Origin of the sequence: Bradyrhizobium sp. 179 (assembly GCF_023073535.1) — a bacterium.
GTDB lineage: Bacteria > Pseudomonadota > Alphaproteobacteria > Rhizobiales > Xanthobacteraceae > Bradyrhizobium.
This window is the reverse complement of the sequence record NZ_JADPJR010000034.1, coordinates 54,874-62,422: the sequence shown is the minus strand read 5'-3', so window position 1 is coordinate 62,422 and position 7,549 is coordinate 54,874. Positions and strand designations below refer to the sequence as shown.

General features: G+C 65.6%; 7 protein-coding genes. 4 read left to right on the top strand and 3 right to left on the bottom strand.

The features are described from left to right. Positions 1 to 202 (bottom strand): hypothetical protein (locus tag IVB12_RS08620; RefSeq protein ID WP_247297686.1); only part of this gene is annotated, 202 nt, incomplete at its 3' end. Between the two features lie 716 nt (positions 203 to 918). Here IVB12_RS08620 and IVB12_RS08615 point away from each other — a divergent pair. Next, complete coding sequence (locus IVB12_RS08615; protein WP_247297684.1) at positions 919 to 1,695, top strand: mechanosensitive ion channel domain-containing protein; 777 nt, start codon at positions 919 to 921, stop codon at positions 1,693 to 1,695. 7 nt (positions 1,696 to 1,702) lie between these two features. Here the strand turns inward: IVB12_RS08615 and IVB12_RS08610 are convergent, their stop codons facing one another. Further along, complete coding sequence (locus IVB12_RS08610; protein ID WP_247297682.1) at positions 1,703 to 2,311, bottom strand: CinA family protein; 609 nt, start codon at positions 2,309 to 2,311, stop codon at positions 1,703 to 1,705. Between the two features lie 4 nt (positions 2,312 to 2,315). Next, the gene (locus tag IVB12_RS08605) at positions 2,316 to 3,497 is read right to left on the bottom strand and encodes a bifunctional 2-C-methyl-D-erythritol 4-phosphate cytidylyltransferase/2-C-methyl-D-erythritol 2,4-cyclodiphosphate synthase (RefSeq protein ID WP_247297680.1); all 1,182 of its coding nucleotides are present in this window, start codon (positions 3,495 to 3,497) and stop codon (positions 2,316 to 2,318) included. 280 nt (positions 3,498 to 3,777) lie between these two features. Here IVB12_RS08605 and dusB point away from each other — a divergent pair, with 280 nt between their 5' ends. From dusB to ntrC, 3 genes are read left to right on the top strand one after another with little or no spacing between them, the layout of a single operon-like run. After that, entirely contained in the window at positions 3,778 to 4,779 is a 1,002-nt protein-coding gene (dusB, locus tag IVB12_RS08600) for a tRNA dihydrouridine synthase DusB (RefSeq protein ID WP_247297692.1), read from the top strand. Then, positions 4,776 to 5,945, top strand: coding sequence for a nitrogen regulation protein NR(II) (locus IVB12_RS08595; protein WP_247297678.1), 1,170 nt, complete (start codon positions 4,776 to 4,778; stop codon positions 5,943 to 5,945). The genes dusB and IVB12_RS08595 overlap by 4 nt, the downstream gene beginning before the upstream one ends. 9 nt (positions 5,946 to 5,954) lie before the next feature. Continuing rightward, positions 5,955 to 7,397: a nitrogen regulation protein NR(I) gene (gene ntrC / locus IVB12_RS08590; protein ID WP_247281084.1), complete on the top strand. Its 1,443-nt coding sequence runs from the start codon at positions 5,955 to 5,957 to the stop codon at positions 7,395 to 7,397. The last annotated feature ends 152 nt before the right edge of the window (positions 7,398 to 7,549 follow it).

The window sequence follows — 7,549 nt, the reverse complement described above, 5'->3', positions numbered from 1 at the left end:
CGATAGGATGATCGAGCAACATCGTCGTCTCCAGGTTGAATGGATGCAACCTCAGTCTGGCCTCAGACTTGGTCGCTATCCACCCCCATGGAATCTTCGCTTCCGCCTTCGCTCTCCGAGCTTCGGCGGACAAGCCGCTGGGAAATGACTGAGGGTGAGCATCCAGGTCAGCTTTTCCAATTGGCATCTCAATCGCGGACACACCTGCGCGTCCTCGCGGCTTTCTCTCGCCCGAGCTTTGCTTCGTCGAGACACCCTCTTGAAGTCAGAGGGCGCAGGGAAGACCGGATGCCGGCTGGGCACCCGCGGTCCACTGTGCGGAAGTTGCGCTACGAAGAGCTGCACAGCGGCATACAGGTGAAGCCAAACAACCGGCCTTCCCTGCGCAGTGGTTTGACGGCTTATGCCGAGTTCTCCCCGGGGAGCGATGCACTATTGCCCCCGTCGCCTTGCGGATCGCTGATGCGCGCGCCCGGTTGGACGAAAACGCATCACCGCAAGACTTGACGCACAGGCCCCGGGCGTCAGGACGACACGGTTTTGCCGTACGCTGATAGCATCGGTCGTTTGCGCGCGGCGATCGCTCACGGTTGCCCGCCCTGCGATGCCCTTCGCGCCGGTGCTGCCAGCGCCCACCACGGCCCATCCCGCGTTTCGTGACGATCGCGATACGCCCCTCTGACTGGGATGAGGTGGCCGAACAATGCGCTTAAACAGAATTTCTGTAAAGGCGAATATTTTGTCGCGTGCGGATTGACCCCGCGGCTGCGTGTTTTGCCGTCGGGCAGCACAAAGGGTTGTAGCCCAGATGGAGAGCAGCGCAATCCGGGCGAGCGGGTTGGCGTTCCCATCGACATCCGCCGGGATCATTTCGCGCCGCCGCGAGTTCTCAACGGATTCGTCCGGGTTGGAGCTGCCATGACCATCAATTTCGATACGTTGGAAGCATCGCTCGTCCTGTATGGCTTGAACGCGATTTACGCGATCCTGCTGTTCGCAGTCGGCTGGTATCTGTCCGGCGCAATGCAGCGTTTCGTCACGCGCGTCTTGAGTGTCACGCACCGCGTCGATCCGCTGGTCACCTTGTTTGTCGCCAGTGTGGCTCGCTATGCCGTGCTCGCGGTGGTCGGCATCGCCGTGCTGCAGCTCTTCGGCATCCAGACCGCGAGCCTCGTTGCCGTGCTGGGCGCGACGTCACTCGCCATCGGCCTTGCGCTTCAAGGCACGCTCTCCAACCTCGCCGCCGGCGTGATGCTGCTGCTGTTTCGTCCCTTTCACATCGGCGACGACGTCGAGGTCGCCGGCAAGGCCGGGAAGGTAAAGTCGTTGTCGCTGTTCATGACCGAGCTGGTCGCGCTCGACAACACGCAGATCCTGTTGCCGAACGGGCAGGTGTGGGGCGCGGCCATCATCAACCACAGCGCCTATCCAGGTACGGGCGAAGTCAAGGTGGCGTTTCCGGTCAGGGCAGGCGCGGCCAATGCGTTGGCCGACCAGATCCTGAAGGAGCTGCGCGACGATCCCCGCATCGACGACAGAACCGCGCCCTCGGTCAATGTGTCAAAGGTGATCGCTGCCGATCCCGCAGCACCCGTCGTCGAATTGACGGTGAGCGCGAAGGTCAATCCATCAGATGCCGATGCGGTTAGGCAGCGCGTGCTCGATCGTGCGAGCGCGGTGCTGTCGGCGGCCTGAGAGCGCCTCAGCCCCGCGGCGAGCGCGGCGGCCTGCGCTTCACCGCGTGTCGGCGTGGCGAGCGGGTCACGCGGGGACGCAGACGGCTTGCGGCTGCGGGGCGCGGCTTGACCTGGGCTTGCGGGCCGCGGGCGAGGTCCATCAGCATGCGCAGCGCCTCGACCACGGAGCGCGCGCGCACGGCGCTGCGGCCGATTGCGCCGAAGCGGTGCTCGCGATGGATGATGCGGCCGTCGCGCGCCGCCGCCGCGAAGTGCACGAGGCCGACCGGCTTGCCGGGCGTGGCGCCGCCGGGGCCGGCAATTCCGGTGATGGCGACCGCGAGATCGACATCGGCGCGCTCCAGGGCGCCGATCGCCATGGCGGTTGCGGTCTCCTTGCTGACCGCGCCGAAATTGGCGAGCGTGCTCGCCTCGACCCCGAGCATCGCGCGCTTGGCGTCGTTGGAATAGGTGACGAAGCCGCGGTCGATCACGTCGGAGGAGCCGGGGATGTCGGTCAGCGCGCCGGCGACGAGGCCGCCGGTGCAGGACTCGGCCGTCGCGATCGTCAGTTTGCGCATCCGGCACAAATCGAGCAGCGAGCGGGAGAGGGCGCGTGCGTCGCTGCCGCCCATGGTCCTACAGGCTCCAGGGCAGGCGGATGGTGGCGCTCGCGGTGGCCGCGATGCCTTCCTCGCGGCCGGTGAAGCCGAGCCGCTCGCTGGTCGTCGCCTTCACCGCGACGCGGGAGATCTCGACGCCGGAGATCTCGGCGATGCGCGCGCGCATGATGTCGCGCAAGGGACCGATCTTCGGCCGTTCGCAGATCAGCGTCACCTCGAGATTGGCGACGCGGCCGCCACGTACCGCGACGCGCTCGATGGCATATTTCAGGAACTGGTCGGAGGAAGCACCCTTCCACTTCGCGTCGCTCGGCGGGAAGTGCGAGCCGATGTCACCGTCGGCGAGCGCACCGAGAATGGCGTCGACCAGCGCATGCAGGCCGACATCGCCGTCGGAATGGGCCAGAAACCCCTTGGTGTGAGGGACGCGCACGCCGCAGATCATGACGTGGTCGCCGTCGCCGAAGGCGTGCACGTCATAGCCCGTGCCGGTCCTGATATCGCCGAGCTGGGCGGCCAGGCGTGCTTCCTCGCGCACGAAATCCTCGGGAGTGGTGAGCTTCATATTGGCAACATCGCCTTCAAAGGTTGCAACCGTCAATCCTGCCCATTCGGCAATGGCGGCATCGTCGGTGAAATCCGAGCGTCCTTGCTTTGCCGCGCGACGATGCGCCTCGAGGATGACGTCGAAAAGAAAGGATTGCGGCGTCTGCGCGATTCGCAGCCGCGCGCGGTCCGGCGTGCCCTCGACATGGCCGTTCTCGCCGGTGAGCTTGATCGTGTCGGTGACCTCAATGGCGGGGATCGCTGCGCCGGTGCGGCTCGCCGCCTCGATCGCACGGGAGATCACGCCTTCCGAGACGAAGGGGCGAGCGGCGTCATGGATCAAGACGATATCGGGTTTGTGCCGTGCGAGCGCTTCGAGGCCGGCGAGCACCGAGGCCTGGCGGGTGGCGCCGCCGTCGGCCGGCGGCTCGTGCTTGAGGCCTGCGACCGCTGCCGTGAACATGGCGGTGTCGTCGGGATTCACCACCGGCTGCACCGCAAACACCTCGGGGTGGCGGCTGAAGGCTTCCATGGCGCGACGGATCACGGGCACACCGCCGATCTCGCGATATTGCTTCGGCCCGCCGGCACCGGCGCGCAAGCCGCGTCCGGCTGCGACGAGGACGGCCGCGGTGCGTTGTGATTTCGCCATAGGACTCAAATACTCAGTTGGTGATGACGAGTCGGGGAGTGGGGTGATTTGGTGGCATGCCTCTAGCACGGCAGGCCCGCAAAAAAAGCGGTTTCCACGCTTGTGGGCAACAGCATTTTGCTGCACTGCACTTGAAAGATTTGCAGAACTGTCTAAACTGTAGGCATGACGCTTGACTGCACAAGAATTGTGCGCAAGATAGATCATGGCAGGCGCGATGAGGCCCTGTCCAGTCGATGAGACCCATGTGACCGGCTCGGCAATATCCGGCTCTAAGCCGTTGAAAATAGGCGATATTGATGTCGCCACTCCGGTCTTCCTGGCGCCGATGTCGGGGGTGACTGACTCGCCCGTTCGGCGGCTGGCCGCGGAGCTTGGGGCGGGTCTCGTCGTGTCGGAAATGACAGCCAGCGATGAACTTGCCAGCGGTCATCGGATGTCCCGGTTGCGTTGCGAAGCTACGGGAATCGGTCCGCATGTGGTCCAGCTCGCCGGCTGCGAGCCGCATTGGATGGCCGAAGGCGCCCGGATCGCTGAGGCCGAAGGTGCCGACATCATCGATATCAACATGGGCTGTCCGGCCCGCCACGTCACCGGCGGCCAGTCCGGCTCGGCCCTGATGCGCGACGTCGACCATGCCGTCAGCCTGATCGAAGCGACGATCGCCGCGGTGAAGGTGCCGGTGACACTGAAGATGCGGCTCGGCTGGGACGACCGCAGCCGCAACGCGCCGGAGTTGGCGCGGCGCGCGGAAGCATCAGGCATCAAGCTTGTCACCGTGCATGGCCGCACCCGCTGCCAGTTCTACAAGGGCGAGGCCGATTGGGATGCGATCCGCGCCGTGCGCGAGGCCATCTCCATTCCGCTCGTCGTCAATGGCGACATTACGTCCTACGAGAAGGCGCTCGCGGCGTTAGAGGCCTCCGGCGCCGATGCCGTGATGATCGGCCGCGGCGCGCAGGGCCAGCCCTGGCTGCCCGGCCAGATCGGCCGCCGCCTGAAGGGCGGCGCAGAGGAAGCAACGCCGGCGCTCGCGATGCAGCTGCATTATGTCCGCACGCTCTATGAAGGTGTTTGCGCACTATACGGCTTGCGCATTGGCCTCAGGCATGCGCGCAAGCATCTGGGCTGGGCGCTCGACGTCGCGGCGCAGGTCAGCGGCGCGCCGGCCGAGACGCTGAAATCGTGGCGCCAGAAGATACTCACCTCGGAGGATCCGCGCCGCGTTCACCAATCGCTGCAAGACGCCTTCGACGACTTCGCATGGAGAGCCGCTGCATGAGCTCAGCCGCCGAACATCGCCGGGCGTCCGACAGCGATGCGATCCTGGATGCGCTGCCCAATCCCGTGCTGATGATCGGGCCGGACGGCAAGATCGTCGCCGCCAACATCGCGACCGAAGCCTTCTTCGAAATCTCGACGCAGTTCCTGAAGCGGCAATCGCTCAAGGAGCTGGTGCCGTTCGGCAGCCCGCTGCTGGCACTGATCGACCAGGTGCGCTCGTCGAACTCGCCGGTCAACGAATACAAGGTTGATCTGGGCACACCGCGCATGGGCGGCGACCGCCAGGTCGACCTGCATGTGGCTCCGCTCACCGAGCGGCCCGGCCACATCGTGGTGATGCTCCAGGAGCGCAGCATCGCCGACAAGATGGACCGCCAGCTCACCCATCGCAGCGCCGCGCGCTCGGTGATCGCGCTCGCGGCGATGCTGGCGCACGAGATCAAGAATCCGCTCTCGGGAATCCGCGGCGCGGCGCAATTGCTGGAGCAGCAGGCCTCGTCCGAGGACCGCATGCTGACGCGCCTGATCTGCGACGAGGCCGACCGCATTGTGACGCTGGTCGACCGCATGGAGGTGTTCGGCGACGAGCGCCCCGTGGTGCGCGGTCCCGTCAACATTCACTCTGTGCTCGATCACGTGAAGCGACTGGCGCAGTCCGGCTTTGCCCGCAACATCCGCTTCATCGAGGATTACGATCCCTCGCTGCCGCCGGTGCTGGCGAACCAGGACCAGCTGGTCCAGGTGTTCCTCAATCTCGTCAAGAACGCCGCCGAAGCCCTGATCGACGCGCCCGACGCCGAGATCCAGCTCACCACCGCCTTCCGCCCCGGCGTGCGCCTGTCAGTCCCCGGTCAAAAATCCCGGGTATCCCTGCCGCTCGAATTCTGCGTGAGAGATAACGGACCAGGCGTGCCAGACGACCTTCTGCCCAACCTGTTCGACCCCTTCGTGACCACCAAGCAGACCGGCTCGGGGCTGGGCCTCGCGCTGGTTGCAAAGATCGTCGGCGATCACGGGGGCATCATCGAATGCGAATCTCAGCCGCGCAAGACGACCTTCCGCGTGCTGATGCCGATGTATTCCACATCGGCGAAACATGCCGATCAAAGCAGTCGCGCCGACTCTGCCGGGAAGCCGTCGCCTGCATCACAGGGGGCAAAATGAGGATTAACGATGCCCGCAGGTAGCATTCTCGTAGCTGATGACGATACCGCCATCCGCACCGTTCTCAATCAGGCACTGTCCCGCGCCGGCTACGAAGTGCGGCTCACCGGCAATGCCGCAACCTTATGGCGCTGGGTCAGCCAGGGAGAGGGCGATCTCGTCATCACCGACGTGGTGATGCCTGACGAGAACGCTTTCGACCTCTTGCCGCGGATCAAGAAGATGCGGCCGAATCTGCCCGTCATCGTCATGAGCGCACAGAACACGTTCATGACGGCGATCCGCGCCTCCGAGCGCGGCGCCTATGAATATCTGCCAAAGCCCTTCGATTTGAAGGAGCTGATCGCCATCGTCGGCCGCGCGCTCGCCGAGCCGAAGGAGCGGGTCTCGACGCCGGACGATGACGCCGAGATGGAAGCGATCCCGCTGGTCGGCCGCTCGCCGGCGATGCAGGAGATCTATCGCGTGCTGGCGCGTCTGATGCAGACCGACCTCACCGTGATGATCACGGGCGAGTCCGGCACCGGCAAGGAGTTGGTGGCACGCGCGCTGCACGATTACGGCAAGCGGCGCAACGGCCCCTTCGTCGCCGTCAACATGGCGGCGATCCCGCGCGACCTCATCGAATCCGAGCTGTTCGGCCATGAGCGCGGCGCCTTCACCGGCGCCAACACCCGCGCCTCGGGCCGGTTCGAGCAGGCCGAGGGCGGCACGCTGTTCCTCGACGAAATCGGCGACATGCCCATGGAGGCGCAGACCCGCCTATTGCGCGTGCTCCAGCAAGGCGAATACACCACCGTCGGCGGCCGCACCCCGATCAAGACCGACGTGCGGATCGTCGCGGCTTCCAACAAGGATCTGCGCGTCCTGATCCAGCAGGGCCTGTTCCGCGAAGACCTGTTCTTCCGCCTCAACGTCGTGCCGCTGCGGCTGCCGCCGCTTCGCGAGCGTATCGAGGACCTGCCGGATCTGGTGCGGCACTTCTTCACGCTGGCCGAGAAGGACGGATTGCCGCCGAAGAAGCTCGACGCGCTGGCGCTGGAGCGGATGAAGCAGCACCGCTGGCCGGGCAATGTGCGCGAGCTCGAAAACCTCGCCCGGCGCCTGGCCGCGCTCTATCCGCAGGACGTGATCACGGCCTCGGTCATCGACGGCGAGCTCGCGCCGCCTTCGGTCAGCCCTGGTGCGGCGGTCCAGCAGGGCGTCGACAATCTGGGCGGCGCGGTGGAGGCCTATCTCTCCTCGCACTTCCAGGGCTTCCCGAACGGCGTGCCGCCGCCGGGTCTCTATCACCGCATCCTGAAGGAGATCGAGGTGCCGCTGCTCACGGCCGCGCTCGCGGCCACCCGCGGCAATCAGATCCGCGCCGCAGACCTGCTCGGCCTCAACCGCAACACGCTCCGCAAGAAGATCCGGGATCTGGACATCCAGGTCTACCGCAGCGGGGCATAGTCGTTCTGGACGGACGGTGGCTCAGCTCCCCCTACCAAGGCAGAGCTGAGCCTGTCCGGATCGCGCTGGCCGTTGTGGCTGACGCGGTGGGCAGAAGTCCGTATCGGACTGAAATGTTCCGCTCGCACCCACAAATTGGTCATTCTGCCGCA